This window comes from Aeromonas sp. 600774, from assembly GCF_049175075.1.
Taxonomy (GTDB): domain Bacteria; phylum Pseudomonadota; class Gammaproteobacteria; order Enterobacterales; family Aeromonadaceae; genus Aeromonas; species Aeromonas veronii_A.
Window position 1 is genome coordinate 110,165 of sequence record NZ_JAAKUJ010000013.1, and the last position, 18,818, is coordinate 128,982.

Annotated in this window: 14 protein-coding genes; 7 read left to right on the top strand and 7 right to left on the bottom strand. The window is 62.5% G+C overall.

All coding sequences use genetic code 11. From position 1 onward, the window contains the following. Positions 1-70 precede the first annotated feature (70 nt). Positions 71-2,278 carry a primosomal protein N' gene (priA, locus tag G5171_RS15245; protein WP_421260391.1) on the top strand — a complete coding sequence of 736 codons (2,208 nt, stop codon included), beginning with the start codon at positions 71-73 and terminating at the stop codon, positions 2,276-2,278. Between the two features lie 64 nt (positions 2,279-2,342). On the opposite strand, the gene G5171_RS15250 is transcribed toward priA, so the two are convergent. After that, positions 2,343-3,434, bottom strand: coding sequence for a hypothetical protein (locus tag G5171_RS15250; RefSeq protein ID WP_421260392.1), 1,092 nt, complete (start codon positions 3,432-3,434; stop codon positions 2,343-2,345). Positions 3,435-3,505: 71 nt separating this feature from the next. Continuing rightward, complete coding sequence (locus G5171_RS15255; RefSeq protein ID WP_265177466.1) at positions 3,506-3,634, bottom strand: hypothetical protein; 129 nt, start codon at positions 3,632-3,634, stop codon at positions 3,506-3,508. Between G5171_RS15255 and G5171_RS15260 the strand changes: the two genes are divergently transcribed. From G5171_RS15260 to dtd, 5 genes are all read left to right on the top strand, one after another. Continuing rightward, positions 3,633-5,066: a DUF2867 domain-containing protein gene (locus G5171_RS15260; protein WP_421260393.1), complete on the top strand. Its 1,434-nt coding sequence runs from the start codon at positions 3,633-3,635 to the stop codon at positions 5,064-5,066. The genes G5171_RS15255 and G5171_RS15260 overlap by 2 nt on opposite strands. Before the next feature lie 168 nt (positions 5,067-5,234). Further along, positions 5,235-6,461, top strand: a complete 1,227-nt coding sequence (locus G5171_RS15265) for an aromatic amino acid transporter (protein ID WP_005355439.1) — start codon at positions 5,235-5,237, stop codon at positions 6,459-6,461. A 254-nt stretch (positions 6,462-6,715) separates the two neighbouring features. Beyond that, entirely contained in the window at positions 6,716-7,957 is a 1,242-nt protein-coding gene (locus G5171_RS15270) for a malic enzyme-like NAD(P)-binding protein (RefSeq protein ID WP_113740155.1), read from the top strand. A gap of 177 nt (positions 7,958-8,134) precedes the next feature. Then, a complete protein-coding gene (locus G5171_RS15275; protein ID WP_005340664.1) occupies positions 8,135-9,007 on the top strand; it encodes a virulence factor BrkB family protein in 873 nt (290 codons plus the stop codon). 92 nt (positions 9,008-9,099) lie between these two features. Beyond that, entirely contained in the window at positions 9,100-9,537 is a 438-nt protein-coding gene (dtd, locus tag G5171_RS15280) for a D-aminoacyl-tRNA deacylase (RefSeq protein ID WP_113740154.1), read from the top strand. On the opposite strand, the gene G5171_RS15285 is transcribed toward dtd, so the two are convergent. Continuing rightward, complete coding sequence (locus G5171_RS15285; protein WP_421260399.1) at positions 9,526-10,206, bottom strand: spermidine synthase; 681 nt, start codon at positions 10,204-10,206, stop codon at positions 9,526-9,528. The genes dtd and G5171_RS15285 overlap by 12 nt on opposite strands. Positions 10,207-10,376: 170 nt before the next feature. On the opposite strand from G5171_RS15285, the gene G5171_RS15290 reads away from it, so the two are divergent. Then, complete coding sequence (locus tag G5171_RS15290; protein WP_421260394.1) at positions 10,377-11,285, top strand: YiiD C-terminal domain-containing protein; 909 nt, start codon at positions 10,377-10,379, stop codon at positions 11,283-11,285. Positions 11,286-11,339: 54 nt separating this feature from the next. Here the strand turns inward: G5171_RS15290 and G5171_RS15295 are convergent, their stop codons facing one another. The 4 genes from G5171_RS15295 to gntU form a co-directional block, all read right to left on the bottom strand. Then, positions 11,340-13,457, bottom strand: coding sequence for an AsmA-like C-terminal region-containing protein (locus G5171_RS15295; protein ID WP_421260395.1), 2,118 nt, complete (start codon positions 13,455-13,457; stop codon positions 11,340-11,342). A gap of 143 nt (positions 13,458-13,600) precedes the next feature. Then, positions 13,601-15,670 carry an ATP-dependent DNA helicase RecG gene (recG, locus tag G5171_RS15300; RefSeq protein ID WP_421251045.1) on the bottom strand — a complete coding sequence of 690 codons (2,070 nt, stop codon included), beginning with the start codon at positions 15,668-15,670 and terminating at the stop codon, positions 13,601-13,603. A gap of 190 nt (positions 15,671-15,860) precedes the next feature. Beyond that, entirely contained in the window at positions 15,861-17,210 is a 1,350-nt protein-coding gene (pssA, locus tag G5171_RS15305) for a CDP-diacylglycerol--serine O-phosphatidyltransferase (RefSeq protein WP_421251046.1), read from the bottom strand. A gap of 150 nt (positions 17,211-17,360) precedes the next feature. After that, positions 17,361-18,701: a gluconate transporter gene (gntU, locus tag G5171_RS15310; RefSeq protein ID WP_005355418.1), complete on the bottom strand. Its 1,341-nt coding sequence runs from the start codon at positions 18,699-18,701 to the stop codon at positions 17,361-17,363. Positions 18,702-18,818: the final 117 nt, after the last annotated feature.

Sequence of the window (18,818 nt, forward strand, 5' to 3'; positions counted from 1 at the left end):
AGGCTGCGAATAATATAGGAAATGCCTGAGATCAGGCAAGTGGCTTCGCAGAAAAAATAGGCAACCCCTGGTGAATTCTTCCCAAACGCTGGATCTGGTTCGTGTCGCTGTCCCGGTACCGTTACGCCGTCACTTCGACTATCTCTCTCCCCTGCCGTTACCTGCCCCCGGTTGCCGGGTCGAGATCCCTTTCGGTCCCCAGACCCTGGTCGGGCTGGTGGTGGATCATCCGGCTGACAGCCAGGTGCCCCGCAACAAGCTCAAGCCCATCAAGCGCGTACTCGATGCGACGCCGGTGCTGGGGCCGGATATTCTGGCGCTGATGAACTGGAGCGCCAGCTACTACCAGCACCCGTTGGGAGAGGTGCTGCCGCACGCCCTGCCGGTGTTGGTGCGCAAGGGGGAGCCTGCCGCTTATCGTGAACTGGAGTTCTGGTTTGCTACTGAGGCTGGCATGACCATCGACCTTAACGAGCTCAAGCGGGCGGCCAAGCAGCAGCAAGCGCTCGCCTTGCTGCGCAAGGGGCCGCAGACCCCCTCCGCCCTCAAACAGGAGGAGATCCAGAGCGCCGCACTCACCGCGCTGGAGAAGAAGGGGCTACTGGAGAAACGCTCGCTGGAGCCGAGCCACGATGGCGATTGGGCTGCCCGCTTTGAGCCGGGGGAGGGGCTGCGCCTCAATGGCGAACAGGCGTTGGCCGTCTCTGCCGTTACCAGCCAGAGCGACAAGTTCGGCGCCTTTCTGCTGGATGGCATCACAGGTTCCGGCAAAACCGAGGTGTATTTAAGCATCCTCGAGCCCTTGCTCAAGGCGGGCAAGCAGGCGCTGGTGATGGTGCCGGAGATCGGCCTCACCCCGCAGACCATCAACCGCTTCCGCCGCCGCTTCAACGTGCCGGTGGTGGCGATGAACTCCGCCATGAACGACAGGGAGCGGCTCGACGCCTGGCTCGCCTGCCGCGACGGCGGCGCCGCCATCCTGATCGGTACCCGCTCCGCGGTGTTCACCCCGTTTCACAACCTCGGCATCATCATCATCGACGAGGAGCACGACGGCTCCTTCAAGCAGCAGGACGGTTTTCGCTACCACGCGCGGGATCTGGCGGTGATGCGGGCCCATCGTGCCGGTATTCCGATCCTGCTTGGCTCGGCTACCCCATCGCTGGAGACATTGCACAACGCCCGCACCGGCAAATATCACCATCTCACCCTGACTCGCCGTGCCGGTAACGCCCAGACCGCCCGTCAGGTGATCCTGGATATCAAGAGCGTGCGGCTGCAGGCCGGGCTATCCCCCCAGTTGGAGCAGCTGATGGCGGAGCATCTGGCGGCGGGCAATCAGGTGATGCTGTTTCTCAACCGCCGTGGCTATGCCCCGGCTCTGATCTGTCACCAATGTGGCTGGAGCGCCGCCTGCGAGCGCTGCGATGCCTGGTACACCTGGCATCATGCCGGGCGGCGGCTGCACTGCCACCACTGCGACAGCGTGCGTCCCTTGCCCCACCACTGCCCCGAGTGTGGCAGCAACGAGCTGATTGGATCGGGAGTGGGCACCGAGCAGTTGGAACAGCTGCTTACCACTGTGTTCCCGCAATATCCGGTAGTGCGCATCGATCGGGACAACACCCGCCGCAAGGGGGAGCTGGAGACCCATCTCGGCGACATCAAGGCGGGCAAGTACAAGATCCTGATCGGCACCCAGATGCTGGCCAAGGGCCACCACTTCCCGGACGTGACGCTAGTGGGTCTGCTGGATGTGGATGGCGCCCTGTTCAGCGCCGATTTTCGCGCGGCCGAGAAACTAGCCCAGCTCTACACCCAGGTGGCGGGCCGCGCCGGTCGCGCCAGCAAACCCGGGCTGGTAGTGCTGCAGAGCCACCATCCGGAGCACGCCCTGCTGCAGGATCTGACCCAGAACGGTTACGGCCACTTCGCCGATACGGCGTTGAAAGAACGCCGTCTGCTGGGGCTGCCGCCGTTCAGCTATCAGGGGCTGTTCCGCGCCGAGGCCAACGGCCGTGACGAGGTGCAGCTGTTCCTCGCCCGCCTCGCCGATACCCTGCGCAGCGCCCGCTATCCCCACGTTCAGGTGCTGGGGCCCATCAGCGGCTTTATGGAGCGCAAAGCGGGCAAGTTTCGCATGCAGTTGCTGGTGCAGGGGCCGAATCGGGCACCGCTGGCCCAACTGTTGGATTGGGCGGTTAAGGAGCTGGAAGGCTGGCCCGAGACCAAAAGGGTGCGCTGGAGTCTGGATATCGACCCCACCGAGCTGAGTTGATGGCACCGGCGCCGGTCGCTGGCAGTTATCGTCAGCGACCGGGCTGCTGATTCTATTTAAAAGCTCAGACCCGCAGATCGATCTGCTGCACCCAGCCTCCTTTACCCTGTTCGGTGAGATAGAGGCCGGATTGGCGCAGCACCCCCTGATTGCCGCTCTCCCCCAGATGGTTGAAGGGGGTGTCGAGGGGGCGCAGCAGGATGGCGCCGATCCCCAGTTCTACCAGCGCGATAGGGGCGTGCTCCGGATGCCAGAACTGCAGGGCTGAAAACTGGCTATCCCCCTCATCCAGCACCCCGTTGCCATCCTCATCCAGGGTGGCCAACTCGCCGAAGCCATTGCCGGAGTGGGTGCCAAACAACTCGCCGCCATCGTCTATGGTGCCGTTGCCATTGCGATCCAGCGCTACAAAGCCGCTGCCTTCACTCAAGCCCGGTAGGCTATCCTCTTTGCCATCCTGATCGATATCGAAAGTGACCCGTGCCTCGGTCAGATCGGCAATCTTGCCATCCAGACTGAGCACCAGCGGATCCTTGAGGGCATTGAGGGTGGTGCGCCGCTGGCTCACCTCCAGCTGGCGCCAGTCGAGCACAAAGCCGAGATCGAGCTGAATAGTCTGACCATCCCGAGTCGCTACGCTGGCTGACGCCACCACGTTGAGCTGCTCCTGTTGCAGCAGGGTGTCTGTCACCTCCACCAGTTGATCCGGCTCGGCGGCCTGAGCTGCGGCTTCTCCTTGGGTCACCCCTTCGCCCCCCTCTTCGGTGGGCTTGATCGGCTTGGGCAGCTCGATTTCGTGGCCCAGCATCGCCTCGATCATCAGCTTGATCAGCCGCTGGCGGTTATCCAGCCCATCGTCGGGAATACCATCCTGCTCTTTGCCGATGTCCGCTGCGGGCGGGGCGGGAGGTGTTGCTGCTGGCTGGCTGGCGGCCGATTGCCTCGCGGTTTGCAGCGTCAGGGCGCTGGTGAGGGTCAGGGTGCTGCTACGTTCGCCGGCCACTGCCGCGTTGTTGCCTTCCGGTGGATTGACGACGGGTGGCACTGGCCCGAGGTTGCGCACCTTGCGGCTCTGGGCCTGTTGTTGCCGGTATTGCACCTCCCCCTGGAGGTCGTAGTGATCGATGCGCATACGTTCGCCCTCGGCGCTATACATCTGGTCAGTTATCGACCAGTCAATGAGCAGGGCTTAACACCAAATCGGACTAATCAGAGAGGTGGTTAGTACTAGGTTGCAAGGTGGTGGCGTGGCAGGATGGCAAGAGACTGGATGGTGGCGCTGTAGCTGAACATTTTCAGGTAGCGCGGCGCACTCTGGCTGACAAGCGGCATCGGTAAGGATAGGGAGAATTGCATGAGAAATTGTCTGGTGATGGGAGCGGCAGGCTATATCGGTTCCTATCTGGTGCCTCACCTGCAAACGCTGGGCTACAAGGTGATTGCCGGGGCGCGCCGTCCCTGCCGCTTGCCTGAGGGAGTCGAGTTTCGCCTCGCCGATAGCCTCAAGCCGATCACCTTGCTGCCTGCGCTGGCGGGCATCGATACCGTCTTCTATCTGGTGCATGCCATGGGGGCGGGGGCCGATTTTCATCGGCTGGAGCAGCAGGGGGTAAAGAATTTTGCCGCCGCTGCCCGTGCCGCCGGGGTGCGTCGCATCATCTATCTCGGGGCTATCCAGCCCGAGCAGTGCAATAGCCGCCATCTCAACTCCCGCCGCCACTGTGGCGAGTTGTTTCGTGACTCCGGTGTGCCGACGGTGGAGCTGCGCGCCGGCATCATCATCGGGCCCGGTTCGGCGGCGTTCGAGGTGATGCGGGATCTGGTGTTCAACCTGCCGATGATGGTGACGCCTAAATGGGTGCGCTCGCGCACGCCGCCGATTGCGCTGTCCAACCTGCTGCACTATCTGGGCGGGCTGGTAGAGGCCGACGGGGTGGATGGCCGCATTTTCAATGCGGTCGGCCCAGAACTGCTCAGCTATCAGCAGCAGTTGCAGAAGTTCGCCGCCCATATCGGCAAGCGCTGCCCCATCATTCCCATCCCGTTTCTGAGTCCGCGCCTCTCCGCCTGGTGGCTGCAGTTCGTCACTTCTGTGCCGCAGCCGGTGGCCAAGGCGCTGGTGGGCGGTCTCAAGCACGATATTCCGGCGGATGACGGCCCGCTGCGCGCCCTGCTGCCGCAGACCCTGCTCAGCTTCGACGAGGCGCTGGCGGAGAGTCTGGCGCTGGAGCAGAAGCTGGGTGCCGAACAGCAGGGGCAGGAGACCCCCCTCGGCCTGCGCTGGCGCCATCCCGAATATGGTTTTTACGATCGCACCGCCAGCGGCGAGGCCATCTGCCTCGCCTCTCCCGAGGTGGTGTGGCAGGTGTTGCAGCAGTTGGGGGGGGAGCAGCGCTACTTCTACATGAACGAGCTGTGGGTGGTGCGCGAATGGATGGATCATCTGATCGGTGGCCCGGCCCGCACCCGTGGCCGCACCAATCCGGATCGTTTCGTGAAGGGGGATATGCTCGACTCCTGGCAGATCCTCGGTGTGGATGAGGGGCGCAGGCTCGATCTCTTGTTCAACATGAAGGCCCCGGGCGTCGGGCGGCTGGAGTTCAACATCCTGCCGGAGGAGTCCGGGTTGACCCGCATCCGGGTCACCGCTCACTGGCACCCGCAGGGCGCCTGGGGGCTGGCCTACTGGCTCGCCATGCTGCCGTTCCACCTCTTTATCTTTCAGGGCATGACCGAGGCCATCGCCCGTCAGGCCGAGGTGAGGGCAGGTATCCCGGTGATGGATTAACCCTCTTCACATCATTCCCGCTGATAGAGTGCCCCGTTCGGGGCACTTTTTATGCGGCGGCCATGCCCGGTTATGGCAGATAGTGGTAGTCGCCTCATGGCAAAGGCTGGCATCATGCCGCGGTCTTGTTTACCGCGGATAGATAATCAGTCAGAAAAAGAAGGAATTATGAAGAAAAAACCGTCAATTTTGGGGGGCGCCTGCATCATTGCCAGCGTCTGCGTGGGAGCCGGCATGCTCGGTCTGCCGAGTTCGGGGGCGGGGGCCTGGACCCTCTGGTCGGTGTTGGCACTGACCGTCACCATGGTGATGATGACCCTCTCAGGCTGGATGTTGCTGGAATCCTTCCAGCACCACGACATGCGGGTCTCCTTCAATACCGTGACTCGCGAGCTGCTGGGGGAGAAGCTCAATCTCCTCAACAACCTCTCGGTCTACTTTGTTGGCGGCATTCTGCTCTACGCCTATATCACCTCCTCCGGTGCCATCCTGCAGGGGATACTGGGGATCGACAGCAAGCTTGCATCCGTGCTGTTTGTGGCGCTCTTCTCTGCGGTGGTGTGGCACTCGACTCGCGCCGTTGACCGCATCTCTGTGGTGCTGATCGCCTTCATGATCCTCAGCTTCGCCCTCGGTGTGGCCGGGCTGCTCGGCAGTATCAAGCTGCCGACCCTGCTCGATCTGGCGGGCAGCGAGAGTCGCTACGCCCCCTATGCCATGGCGATGCTGCCGGTGGCGCTCACCTCGTTTGGTTATCACCACTCGGTGGCCTCCCTGCGTGCCTACTACCAGAACGAGCAGCAGGCCAGATGGGCCATTCTGGGGGGAACCCTGATCGCGCTGGCGCTCTACGTACTCTGGCTGTTGGGGATCTTCGGCAACCTGCCCCGTCAGGATTTTGCTCCCGTGATTGCCAAGGGGGGTGACGTGAGTGTGCTGCTATCCGCGCTTTCAGGGGTGATCGAATCGGAGAAGGTGGCCAGCGCCATCAACGGCTTCTCCATGGCGGCCATTCTCTCCTCCTTTATCGGGGTGGGGCTCGGGGTGTTCGACTATCTGGCTGATCTGTTCAAGTTCGACAACAGCCGCGCCGGTCGCTGCAAGACCTGGGCGGTCACCTTCCTGCCGCCGTTGGTGCTCTCCCTGCTCTTCCCGTTCGGCTTCCTGCTGGCCATCGGCTATGCCGGTGCCGCCGCCACCATCTGGACCTGCATCATCCCGGCATTGCTGGTGCTGCGCACCCGGGCGCGGGCCGAGCGGGGCGAAGTGACACCCCACTTCGTCACCCCCGGCGGCAAGCTGATGGCCTGGCTGCTGATCCTGTTCGGATTGGCGACCGCGCTGTTCCACTTCCTGTCGATGGCAAATCTGTTGCCGGTCTATCTGGGCAACTGAGTCAGGTCTACAGCACTGACAGAAAGGGCGGCAAGGCCAACTTGCCGCCCTTTTTGCTCCATTTTCATCCCATGCGGCAGAATCTATAACTAAAGTGGTATGTGTGGGTGGGGTAAGGTGCTGAAATAACTGGTCTGATCTGGCTGATGGCAGCATGATCTGCTGGGCATGCCCACCGCTTTCTTTTATGATCCCCGCCCTTCTGCGTGCCCCCTGTCGGCACCTCATTTGCACCAACCACATCGGGGTCCCCCATGTCCGATCTGCGTCAAGAAGCACTCGATTACCACGCCCAGCCCGTACCGGGCAAAATTGCCATCGCCCTGACCAAGCCTGCCGAAACCGCCCGTGATCTGGCGCTGGCCTACAGCCCGGGTGTTGCCGAGCCGGTGCGCGAGATCGCCGCCAACCCGGCCGATGCCTATCGCTATACCGGCAAGGGCAATCTGGTGGCCGTCATCTCCAACGGCACCGCTATTCTGGGGCTGGGTAATCTGGGGCCGCTGGCCTCCAAGCCGGTGATGGAGGGCAAGGCCCTGTTGTTCAAGCGCTTCGCCGGTATCGACGCCATCGACATCGAGGTGAAGCACGAGACCAGCCAGCAGTTCATCGACACGGTGGCGGCTATCGCCGATACCTTCGGCGGCATCAATCTGGAAGATATCAAGGCACCTGAGTGCTTCGAGATCGAGCAGGCGTTGATCGAGCGCTGCGATATTCCGGTGTTCCATGATGACCAGCACGGCACCGCCATCGTCACCGCCGCCGGGCTGCTCAACGCGCTGGAAGTGCAGGGCAAGCAGATCAGCGACAGCCGCATCGTCTGCATGGGAGCGGGGGCTGCCGCCACCGCCTGCATGGATCTGCTGATCAAGTGTGGCGCCAGGGCGCACAACATCTTCATGCTGGATCGTCAGGGTGTCATCCATACCGGCCGCAGCGATCTCAACAAGTACAAGCAGCGCTTCGCCAACGAGACCCCGCTGCGCACCTTGATGGATGTCATCGAAGGGGCGGATGTGTTTGTCGGTGTTTCCGGCCCCGATGTGCTGCCCGCCGAGGCGGTCGCCCTGATGGCGCCCAATCCGGTGATCTTCGCCTGCTCCAACCCGGACCCGGAGATCAAGCCGGCGCTGGCCCACGGGGTGCGCAGCGACCTCATCATGGGCACCGGTCGCTCCGACTACCCGAACCAGATCAACAACGTGCTCTGCTTCCCCTTCATCTTCCGCGGTGCCCTCGACGCCCGTGCCAGCCGCATCAACGATGCCATGAAGATTGCTGCGGTCGAGGCGATCCGCGCGCTGGCCAAGGAGCCGGTGCCAGCCGAGGTGCTGACCGCCGCCGGGGTTAGCGAGCTCGCCTTCGGCAAGGATTACGTCATTCCCAAGCCGATGGATGCCCGTCTGCTGCCGCGGGTTGCCCGCGCCGTGGCGCTGGCGGCGGTGGCCTCCGGCGTCGCCCGCATCGAGCTGCCTGCGGACTACATGCTGTAATCCGGCATTGCAAACGGCCCCTTTATCGGGGCCGTTTTTATCTCTGCTTCTGGCGACAGTCGGAGGCGTAACCCGGGTAACAGGTTGGGGCATATGGAGGCAAATCGGGTTCAAAGGTGGTCAAACAGCGCTCTCCTCTGACACAATATTGCCACTATGACGCTAACGAGAATCAAGATGCAGCAGCCTGTCAGCGGCCGTTTGGCCCACGCCCTCTCCTTCTTGCGCCATGATGGTCGCCACTTTGCCCAGTTTGTCTGGGGCCGTTTCCAGCAGGACAGATTGACGGTTACCGCCGGTTATCTGGCCTATGTCACCCTGCTTTCACTGGTGCCGATGATCGCCGTGGTCTTTGGCATGATGTCCGCCTTCCCGGTGTTCCAGAGCCTCAAGCAGGCGATGGAGCAGTTCGTCTACCACAACTTCGTGCCGACCGCGGGCGATATGCTCAAGGAGTACATCGACGGCTTCGTCGCCAATGCCACCAACACCACTGCTGTGGGGATTGGGGCGCTGGTGGTGGTGGCGTTGATGCTGATCTCCGCCATCGACAAGAACCTCAACTACATCTGGCGCTCGACCCAGGGCCGCCCGCTGGCGCAGGCCTTTGCCATGTACTGGATGATCCTGACCCTGGGGCCTGTGCTTATCGGGGCCAGTATCGCCATCTCCTCCTATATCTTCTCGCTGCGGCTGTTTGGCGCCGAGAGCCTGTTCGGCATCGGTTATCTGCTGTTGCGCGGTTTGCCGTTCCTCTTCTCGGTGCTCACCTTCCTGCTGGTCTATACCGTGGTGCCGAACTGCAAGGTGCGGCTGATCCACGCCTTTATCGGTGCGCTGGTAGCGGCGACCCTGTTCGAGCTGGCCAAGCGCGGCTTTGCCATCTATATCACCAACTTCCCCTCCTATCAGGCCATCTACGGTGCGCTGGCCACCATCCCGATTCTGTTTGTCTGGGTCTATTTAAGTTGGCTGGTGGTGCTGCTCGGTGCGGAGACCACAGCCTGCCTCGGTGAGTACGAGAAGCCGGCGAGCGAGGAGCTTGGCTAAGCCATCGCCTTGGCCACCGGTTTATTGGTAGCATCGACGACCGCCCCTGCAATCGAGCCGGGGCGGTCGTTCTGTTTTGAGAGGAGAGGGATGTGATTGCACTGATTCAGCGGGTCAGCGAGGCCAGCGTGACTGTCGAGGGGGAGGTGACCGGCGCCATCGGTCAGGGATTGCTGGTACTGCTCGGAGTAGAGCAGGGGGATGACGAGGCCAAGGCCGACAAACTGCTGCACAAGGTGAGCGGCTATCGGGTCTTCAGTGACGAGAATGGCAAGATGAACCTCAATGTCGGTCAGGTCGGCGGCAGCCTGCTGGTGGTCTCCCAGTTTACCCTGGCGGCCGATACCAAGAGCGGGATGCGCCCCAGCTTCTCCTGCGGTGCCCACCCGAGCGAGGCCGAACGCCTCTATGACTACTTCGTGGCGAAGGCTGCTGCCAGCGGCATCCCGACCGCAACCGGGCGTTTTGCCGCCGACATGAAGGTGGCGCTGGTCAACGACGGCCCGGTTACCTTCTGGCTACAGGTCTGAGGATGTCTCGTCCCGCGGTGTGACGTGGACGATCACGTTGATAAGCCCCGCAACCGGATAGGGGGTAGCGGGGCCAATCCACTGTTCTATCAGTGTCAGGGCGTGGGTTAGCTCCAGTTCTGTTCGCGGCAGCAGGTTGATCACCAGGGTGCCGCAGAGGCGGGGAGCCAGCGCCCGGTAGAGCCGCTCCTGAAACAGCAGCAGCGGGTTGCCATCCTGACTGAAGAGATCGAGCAGGATGAGGTCGTACTGCTGCTCGCTCTGCTCGAGAAAGGCGAGGGCATCGGCCTGATGGAGTGTCGGAACGGCTTGCCCATCGTGCGCCTGATGCTGGAAAAACTGCTGATAAACGGTCAGCACCTCTTCGTCGAGGTCAACGCACTCGTGGCGAGCATCGGGCCAGCGCTGACTCAGATGGCGGGTGAGATCGCCGCCACCCAGCCCCAGTTCGAGGATTTGCTCAGCCCGCTCCGGTAGCAGGCAGGCGATGACCCGCTGATGGGGCAGACAGAGGGTCGCGGGGTCGGCGAGCGACATGGCGGATTGCACCACGCCATCTATCTCCAGCCAGCGGTGCTGGTCATTTTCCTGTACCGTGAGGCGGCGCAGGGGTTTGACGCTGAGGTGCAACAAGTGATCGGCTTGGTACGCTTGCAGATTGAAGTCCATGAATTTGCACGGCAAGATGGTTTCCGACCAGTGTAACTCAAGGATGAAACTATGTACCGGGTAGTCACCCCTCAGACAGTCGCCGAGCTGGGTACTTACTGCAAGCTGCGCTGGAAACGTCTGTGTAAGCCCTTCCATCTGCTAGTCGGCGCAAACTCAAGGATCGCTTTATGTATCGGGTAGTCACCCCTCAAACGGCAGCCGAGCTGGATGCCTACTACCAGTTGCGCTGGGAGCTTCTGCGTAAGCCCTTCAATCTGCCCGTCGGTTCCGAGCGGGACGAATACGATACGGTCGCCATTCACCGTCTGATGTTGGCTCCCGATGGTACTCCCATCGCTGTGGGCCGCCTCTTTATCGGCGGCGACGAGGCGCAGATCCGCTTTATGGCGCTGCGTCCCGAATATCGCGGCCAAGGGCTGGGCGCCCGAATGGTGGAGGATCTCGAGGAGCTGGCCCGCAGCGAGAAGGTGAAGCGACTAGTGATGAACGCCCGTCAGGAGGCGGTGGAGTTCTATCGCAAGTGCGGCTTTCTCGAAGTGGGGGGCGGCCCCGTCTCCTTTGGCCGGATTCCCCATCGCCAGATGATCAAATCCCTGAGCCCGTTGCAGACTATCCAGTATCGGCCGGAGTGGTGTCAGGATCTCACCACCCGCTGGTCACGCGGGGTGCCCATCAGCGAGAAGATGGGGATGCACATCAGCCACTACGATGGCCAGACTTTCCACCTCAAGGCCAATCTGGCGGCCAACTTCAACGTGCATGGCAGCATGTTTGCCGGCAGTGTCTACAGCCAGTGCGTGCTGGCAGGCTGGGGGTTGATCTGGTTGCAGCTTAAAGAGGAGGGGCTGGTGGGCGAGCCGGTGCTGGCCGAGAGCTCCATCAAATATCATGGCCCGGTCGATGAGGAGCCCGAGGCGCGGGTGGCCCGCGAGGGGATGCCTGCCGTGCTGCAGCCGCTCAAACGGGGGGAGCCTGCCACCTTCAGCCTCAAGATCCAGCTGTTCAGTGGCAGCAAGCTGGCGGCGGAGTTCCTCGGTCACTACGTGGTGCAGCCGCCCCGCCGTCCGGGCCAGTAACCGCGCCGTTTCCCCATCAAACAACAAGGCCTCATCATGAGGCCTTGTCTGTTTTTACCCTTGCAGGCTGTCGCTTGTCTGCCCGGCTTGGGTCTGCACTTGTGCCTGGTTTTGGGCTTTCGGTGCGGGAGCCGGTCGCCAGAGCGGGGCGCTGTTGCCTTGCGGCGGATAGCGTACTCCCACTTCCCAGCCGCAGGCGTCCTGCTTCTGCGGGAAGCTCCAGGCCAGTGTGGGTTCCGTCAGCGGCCCGCGCCACTGGCCGAGCAGCTCGGCGCAGCGGTTGCCGTTGAGGATCCCCAGATCGAGCTGCCACTGCTCGTTGACCAGATCGATCCCCCCTTGCAGCGCCAGCAGATGAGTGATGGTGGAGGCGCCAGCCTGCTCGACTTGTAGTTGCCCCTTGTCGATCTTGCCCTGCAGCTTGATGCGGTAGAAGGGGGTGTCACCCTCCTGCATCGCCTGCCACAGCTGATCCGGCGTCAGGGTGGGCGGGGTCGCGCCCTTGAACCACTCATCCAGCAGCGGATCTATCTTTACTTTGTCCCAGAACGGCTCGTCGGCATCGAGGGCAAAGCTGCCCTGCAGGGTCTGGCGCCACTCGCCCGCCGTTTTGCCGTGTTCGGCTTGCAGGTCGGCGCTCACGTCCGCCTTGCCAGCGAACGAGACAGGGAAGTGGAATATCTTGCCCCATTGCTGCAGATCCAGCTTGGTCGCCTGCAGTTGGAGGCGGCTGTTCTGGCCCGGTTCGCGGCCCCACTGGCCACTCAGGCTGAGAGTGCCCTCATCCGGCAGCGAGCTGGTGAGTTTGCCCAGTTGCCATGAGCTGGGGGTCAGCTCCCCATCCAGCTCGCCGTTGCGGGCGCTGAGGCCATCCCACACCAGCTCGAACCATTTGCTCTCGATACGGGCACGGCCTAGCAGCGGGCCTGGCTGGTTATCGCGCAGGGCGAGATCGCTCAGATAGAGCTGCCAGCCGGTCAGCGACAGGGGCAGGGTATCGTCGAAGGAGAGCACCTTGAGCTTGTCGAACGCCAGCTTGCGGATATCGACCTGCTGCGGGCGCCAGCTCTGCCAATCCTGCCACCAACCCTGCGGCAGGCTGATATCCATGCCGCTTAGCGCCACGTCTTTCAGGGTCAGCTTCTGCTGCTGGGTATCGAGGGAGAGCTCGACATTGAACTCCCCTTCATAGGCCTTGCCCTGCAGTTCGCCGTCGATCTGCTGGGGCGAGAAGGCGAGCTTGCCCTTGATCTCCTCCAGCTGGAACAGGCCACGGCCCATGTCCCCCAGGGTGCCGCTCAGATAGCCGGTGGGCTGGTTGCCCGCCTGCCAGTTGAAGGCGGTGAGCTGGCCGCTGAAGTTGTTGAAGGAGAGCTCCTGATTGATGTCGTTGAGGCTGACGCCGTCCAGCTGGCCGCGATCCAGCGACACGCTTTGCAGCGGGAAGCGCTGCGGGAAGCCTTGTTGTGTCAGATCCCCCAGCTCCACCCGCATGCCGCGCGCCTTGAGGTCATGCAGTTGCAGGGTGCGGGCGGGCCAGTCCAGCACCATGCCGGTCTCCAGCAGACCGTCGAACAGGTTGGTCACCAGCTTGTCGGTGCGCAGCACTTCTCCTTCCAGCCGTCCTTGCAGGTTGAGACGGGCGAAGGTGAACTGCGGAGTCTCCAGCTGGCCGATATTGAGGCTCAGGTTAGCCTGTGGCTGCCGTTTCGGGTCGATCAGCTCCCAGTCACTCAGGGTGGCGTTGAGACCGCGCAGGGTCAGCTCGGGGCTTTCCAGACTGAGCCTGTCTATGGTGCTGTCACTGATGGTGAGGGAGTGCACCGGCAGGCTTGGCAGCTGGTTGGGCAGCGGCAGCTTGATGGCGGGACGAATGAGATCGAGATGGGCGATGCGCACGTCGCGGCTCAGCCAGTCGATGCTCTCGATCTCCAGATAGATCTTGTCGAGGGAGACCGCATCGCCGTAGCGTACCTGCTCTGCCAGCAGGGTGTAGGGGTGAAGTGGGTTGAATACCAGCCGTCCTATGGTGACCGGCACGCCGGTCTGCTGGCTGATCCAGCTGGCGATGGGGCCTTTGGCGCGCTCGGCGTCGAACAGGCCGAGGGCAACCCAGACAAACAGCAGCAGGAAGGCGAAGGTGTAGAGCAGGCCGCGTAGCCAGGAATTCATGGTTGCTTTCCTCCTGTTTTGGGGTGTGTTGTCAGGCGTTTGAGTAGTGGTCTCGCAGACCGAGCCAACGCCGAATCAAGGGTTGGACATGACTCGGGTGCCTATCCATAAGGAGATGTGCCCATCTTCTGCATCTACCTCGATCAGGCATTGGAATAGTGATCCCGTAAGCCGAGCCAGCGTCGTATCAAGGGTTCGACATGGCTTGGGTGCCTATCCATCAGGAAGCGCGCCATTTTTTGTACCTGCGGAATAAGCGGCTGATCCCGCACCAGATCGGCGATCTTGAGATCGGCCAGACCGGTCTGGCGGGTGCCGAGCAGTTCCCCCGGGCCGCGCAGTTCCAGATCGCGCTGGGCGATGAGGAAGCCATCGTTGGTCTCCCGCAGCACCCCGAGCCGGCTCTGGGCCGTCTTGGACAAGGGGGCATGATAGAGCAGCACGCAGTGAGAGGCTACCGCGCCCCGGCCAACCCGGCCGCGCAGCTGGTGCAGCTGCGCCAGCCCGAGACGTTCCGGGTTCTCGATGATCATCAGGCTGGCGTTGGGCACGTCCACCCCCACCTCGATGACGGTGGTGGCGACCAGCAGTTGCAGTATGCCTGCCTTGAACTCCTCCATCACCCGCTGTTTCTCGACCGGGCGCATCCGGCCGTGCACCAGCCCGATATGCAGCCCCGGCAGCAGGTTTTGCAGTTCGGCGGCTGTATCCTCGGCGGCCTGGCACTCCAGCACCTCCGACTCCTCGATCAGGGTGCAGACCCAGTAGGCCTGCTTGCCCTCGGTGCAGGCGAGCTTGACCCGCTCGATCACGTCGCCGCGACGGCTGTCGGGCAGCGCCACTGTGGTGATGGGGGTTCGGCCCGGCGGCAGTTCGTCGATGACCGAGGTGTCGAGGTCGGCATAGGCGGTCATCGCCAGGGTGCGGGGGATGGGGGTAGCGGTCATGATGAGCTGATGGGGATGCACCCCTTCCCGCTCCCCTTTCTCGCGCAGGGCGAGGCGCTGATGCACCCCGAATCTGTGCTGTTCATCGATGATGACCAGCGCCAGACGCTGGAACACCACCTGCTCCTGAAAGATGGCGTGGGTGCCCACCACCATCTTGACGCTGCCATCTTTGATCGCGGCCAGCGACTCTTCCCGCGCCTTGCCTTTCTGTTTGCCCGCCAGCCAGCCGACTCCGATGCCGAGCGGCTCCAGCCACTTGGCAAAGTTGATGGCGTGCTGTTCCGCCAGCAGCTCGGTCGGCGCCATCAGCCCCACCTGACAGCCGTTGCCGATTGCCTGCAGGGCGGCCAGCGCCGCGACCAAGGTCTTGCCGGAGCCCACATCCCCCTGTACCAGCCGCATCATGGGGTGGCTCTGTTGCAGATCCTTGCTTATCTCGGCCACCACCCGGCTCTGGGCGCCGGTGGGCTTGAACGGCAGAGCGCCGAGCAGTTGTTCAACCAGCGCGGGCGCCGGTTTGAGGGCGCGGGCCAGCTGGGTTTGTGCCTGAGCACGCACCTTCAAGACCGAGAGGTTGTGCGCCAGTAGCTCCTCCAGTACCAGTCGCTGCTGGGCCGGATGTTGGCCGCTTTCCAGCAGTGGCAGTGCCACTGAGGGGGGCGGGCGGTGCAGCAGCTTCAGGGCGGCGGACAGCTCAATCTGCTGGGGATAGAGGCCGGCGGGCAGCAGCTCCTCCACGCCATAGAGGTCAAGCTGGGCCAGCGCCTGATCGGTGAGGTTGCGCAGGGTGAGCTGGCGCAGCCCTTCGGTAGTCGGGTAGACGGGGGTGAGCGCCTCTTCGGTCTGGCCGGCCTGCTCCTCGCCGAGCAGCTTGTACTCGGGATGGGCCATCTCCAGCCCGTATTTGCCGGGGCGAACCTCGCCAAAGCAGCGGAGCAGACGGCCCGCCGCCAGACTGTTTTTCTGGGCGGCGGTGAAGTTGAAGAAGCGCAGGGTGAGGGTGCCGGTACCATCGCTGATGCGACAGACCATCATGCGGCGGCGCCCCATCACCAGCTGAGTGTCCTGGATTTCGCCCTCGACGGCGCCGTGCAGGCCGGGCGGCAGATCGCCGATGGGCCACACCTGGGTGCGGTCCTCGTAGCGCAGGGGAAGGTGGAACAGCAGATCCTGTACCGTGGCCAGCCCCAGCCGCTCGAGCTTCTCCAGCATCTTGCTGCCGACACCCTTGAGGCTATCGAGAGGAATTTTATCCAATTTCATCAATTAGATGCCCGAAAACACTGTAAATATGTCCAGATGATAGGGGTTGTTGAGGGGCCGATGCAAGCCGAGTTGCTGCTGGCAGGGCCGCCAAGGCGGGGGAAACGGCGGATATAACAAAGGCCTGCCGAAAACGGGAGGCCTTTGTGTGGCTGCCAACAGGCAAGGTGCGGGCGCATGGCGCCCAGGGTCAGATGATGCGCTTGAGCAGCAGGTGGGCCTTAACCCGGTGGATCCGTCCCAGCAGCTTGCGCACCTGTTCCGGGTAGTCCTGGATCTGTTCCACCTGATCGAAGTGGCTGATCCGCTTGGTGTTGGTCAGGATGTTATCCCGCTCCGCGTTGAACTGAGGGCGCAGCAGGTGGCGACGATCGTGTACCAGCAGGCCGTTCTCCAGATCCAGCGCCCAGGCGCGGGGGTTGAGGTTGTTGCCGGTGAGCAGGGCCCACTCGTCATCCACGAAGATCCCCTTGAGATGGTAGGAGTTGCGCTCGCAACACCAGAGCATCAGGTTGAGGCAACCGTCGTCGATGTGGCGCTGGTTGCGCTCGGCAAACTTGCGCAGGTTGGTCTCGTAGAGATAGGGCAGGCCACCGATGGTGGAGAACTTCTCTTCCGGCGGAATGAAGAAGTCGTTGGCGGTCTTGTCGCCCACTACGATGGTCACCTTGCAGCCGCGCTGCAGCAGATCCTCGATATCCTTGCTCAACTCCTTGGGCGGGTTGAAGTAAGGGGTGCAGATGAAGATCTCCCGCTCGGTGGCGCGCACCAGATTGCGGATCATCAGGTTGAGCTGATTGTTGCGCTTGCCCAGACCCACCATGGGGGTGACAGCCACTTCCTGAGTGTTGACCGGCATGGTGCTGAAGCGGTACTGGCTCTGGCGCAGGTTCTGCTTGAAGCGGCGGATCGGCCCCTTCAGCTGTTTGGCGCTGGGGATATCGCTGTGATCCAGTCGCTGCACCGCGTCGCTCTTCACGAACAGGTCATCCACATAGTTGACCATGCTGCGGGCCAGCTCCGGGCTGGTGATCTGGTGATAGCGATCGAAGCGGTAGCGATCCTGCTGGTGCAGGTAGATGTCGTTGAGGCTGGCACCGGAGTAGAGCACCACATCATCAAAGATGAAGCCCTTGAGGTGCAGCACGCCGAGCAGCTCGCGCCCTTTGACCGGCACGCCGTAGATTTCGATCTGGTGCTCGTGTTCGGCAGCCACGGCCTGATACATCAGGTGGTTGCCGCCCTGCTTGCCTTTGCCGATCAGGCCGCGCTGGGCACGGTGGAAGTCGACAAACAGCTTGATGTCGAGGGCCGGATTGCGCTGCTTGGCGGCGTAGAGGGCGGAGAGGATCTCCCGGCCTGCTTCGTCATCCTGCAGATAGAGCGCGACCAGATAGATGCGCCGGGTGGCACTGGCGATAAGCGCAAGAATGCGGCGTTTGAAATCCTGGGCGCTGTAGAGCACTTCAAACTGATCCGCTGCGACGGCGATCTGGGGCAGGCGCGCCAGCAGTTGTCGATAATGGGCCGATGAATGCATAGATAAACCTGAAATCACGGGGTTAAGCGTTCCACTCGGAGCGATGAATAGGCGATTCTAGCAATCTCGCCCTCTCAGCCAAAGAAAGAATCATCAGAAAGATGAAAAAGGCCTCACGAGTGAGGCCTTTTTGTCAGCATTTAGCCCTTGTCAGAGGAAGCTGTAGATGATCATCGCCATCACGCCGCCAGTGGTGCCGATGATGGTTTCCATCACGGTCCAGGTCTGCAGGGTCTGCTTCTCGGTCAGGCCGAGGTAGCGGTTCGCCAGCCAGAAACCGGAGTCGTTGACGTGGGAGAGCACGATGGCACCGCCGCCGATGGCGATGGTGACGGCAGCCAGTTGGGCACCGTTCAGGCCGAGCGGCTCCAGCATCGGCAGCACCAGACCGCAGGCGGTCAGCATGGCGACGGTGGCAGAGCCCTGAATCACCCGCACCGCAGCGGCCAGAATGAAGGCCAGCGCGACTATGGGTAGACCGGAATCGGCCAGCATGTTGCCAAGGGCAGCACCCACACCGGAATCAACCAGTACCTGCTTGAAGACGCCACCGGCACCGGTCACCAGAATGATGACACCGGCAGGCTGGATGGCGCTGTTGCAGACGCTCATCACCTCGTCACGGGACATGCCGCGGCGAATACCCAGCAGATAGAAGGCGGCCAGACAGGCGACCATGATGGCGGTGAAGGGGTGACCGATGAACTCCAGCCAGTTGTGCAGGGTGGAGCCCGCCTCGACGAAGCGACCGACGATGGTCTTGAGGCCGATCAGCAGCAGAGGCAAACCGATGAGGCCCATGGCCAGCCCGAAGGAAGGCAGGGATTTGCTGTCATCGTGGACACTGTTCTGGGCATCGGCAGGCAGCGGCACATCGACGATCTTGCTGATGAAGTCACCGAACAGCGGGCCCGCCAGGATCAGCGCCGGCACGGCGGCGATCAGGCCGAACAGGATCATGTAGCCGAAGTCGGCACCCAGCTGGGAAGCCACCAGAATCGGGCCCGGCGCCGGAATAAGGAAGGCCTGGCAAGTGGCGATACCCGCCAGCAGGGCGATACCAATCTTCACCACGCTGCCGCCACCACGACGGACGATGGCGAAGGCGACGCCGATCAGCAGCACCACGGCCACGTCAAAGAAGAGCGGCAGGGCGCAGACAAAGCCGGTCAGTGCCATGGCCCAGTTGGCGCGCTTTACGCCGAACTTGCCGAGCAGGGTGTGGGCTACCCGGTCGAGGGCACCGGTCACTTCCATCACCTTGCCGAACATGGCGCCCAGCGCCACCACCACGGCGACGAAACCGAGGGTGCCACCCATCCCTTTCTGGATGGTGTTGGCGATATCGGCCGGGTTCATGCCAGCGGCGAGACCCGCCACCATGGAGACCAGGATCAGGGCTACCACGGCGTGGAGCCGGGCCTTCATCACCAGGAAGAGCAGCAGCACAATCGAGCCGGCGGCTGTCATGATCAGGGAGAGGTCAGACATTGTTATGCGTTCCTTTTTCCAAGTTCAGTCGTGACACCTTGCCGATCCGTCGGCAAACCATATCTTTATGATTTATTTAGATTTATGGCAAGGGCTCAACATCATATGCCCAGGTGA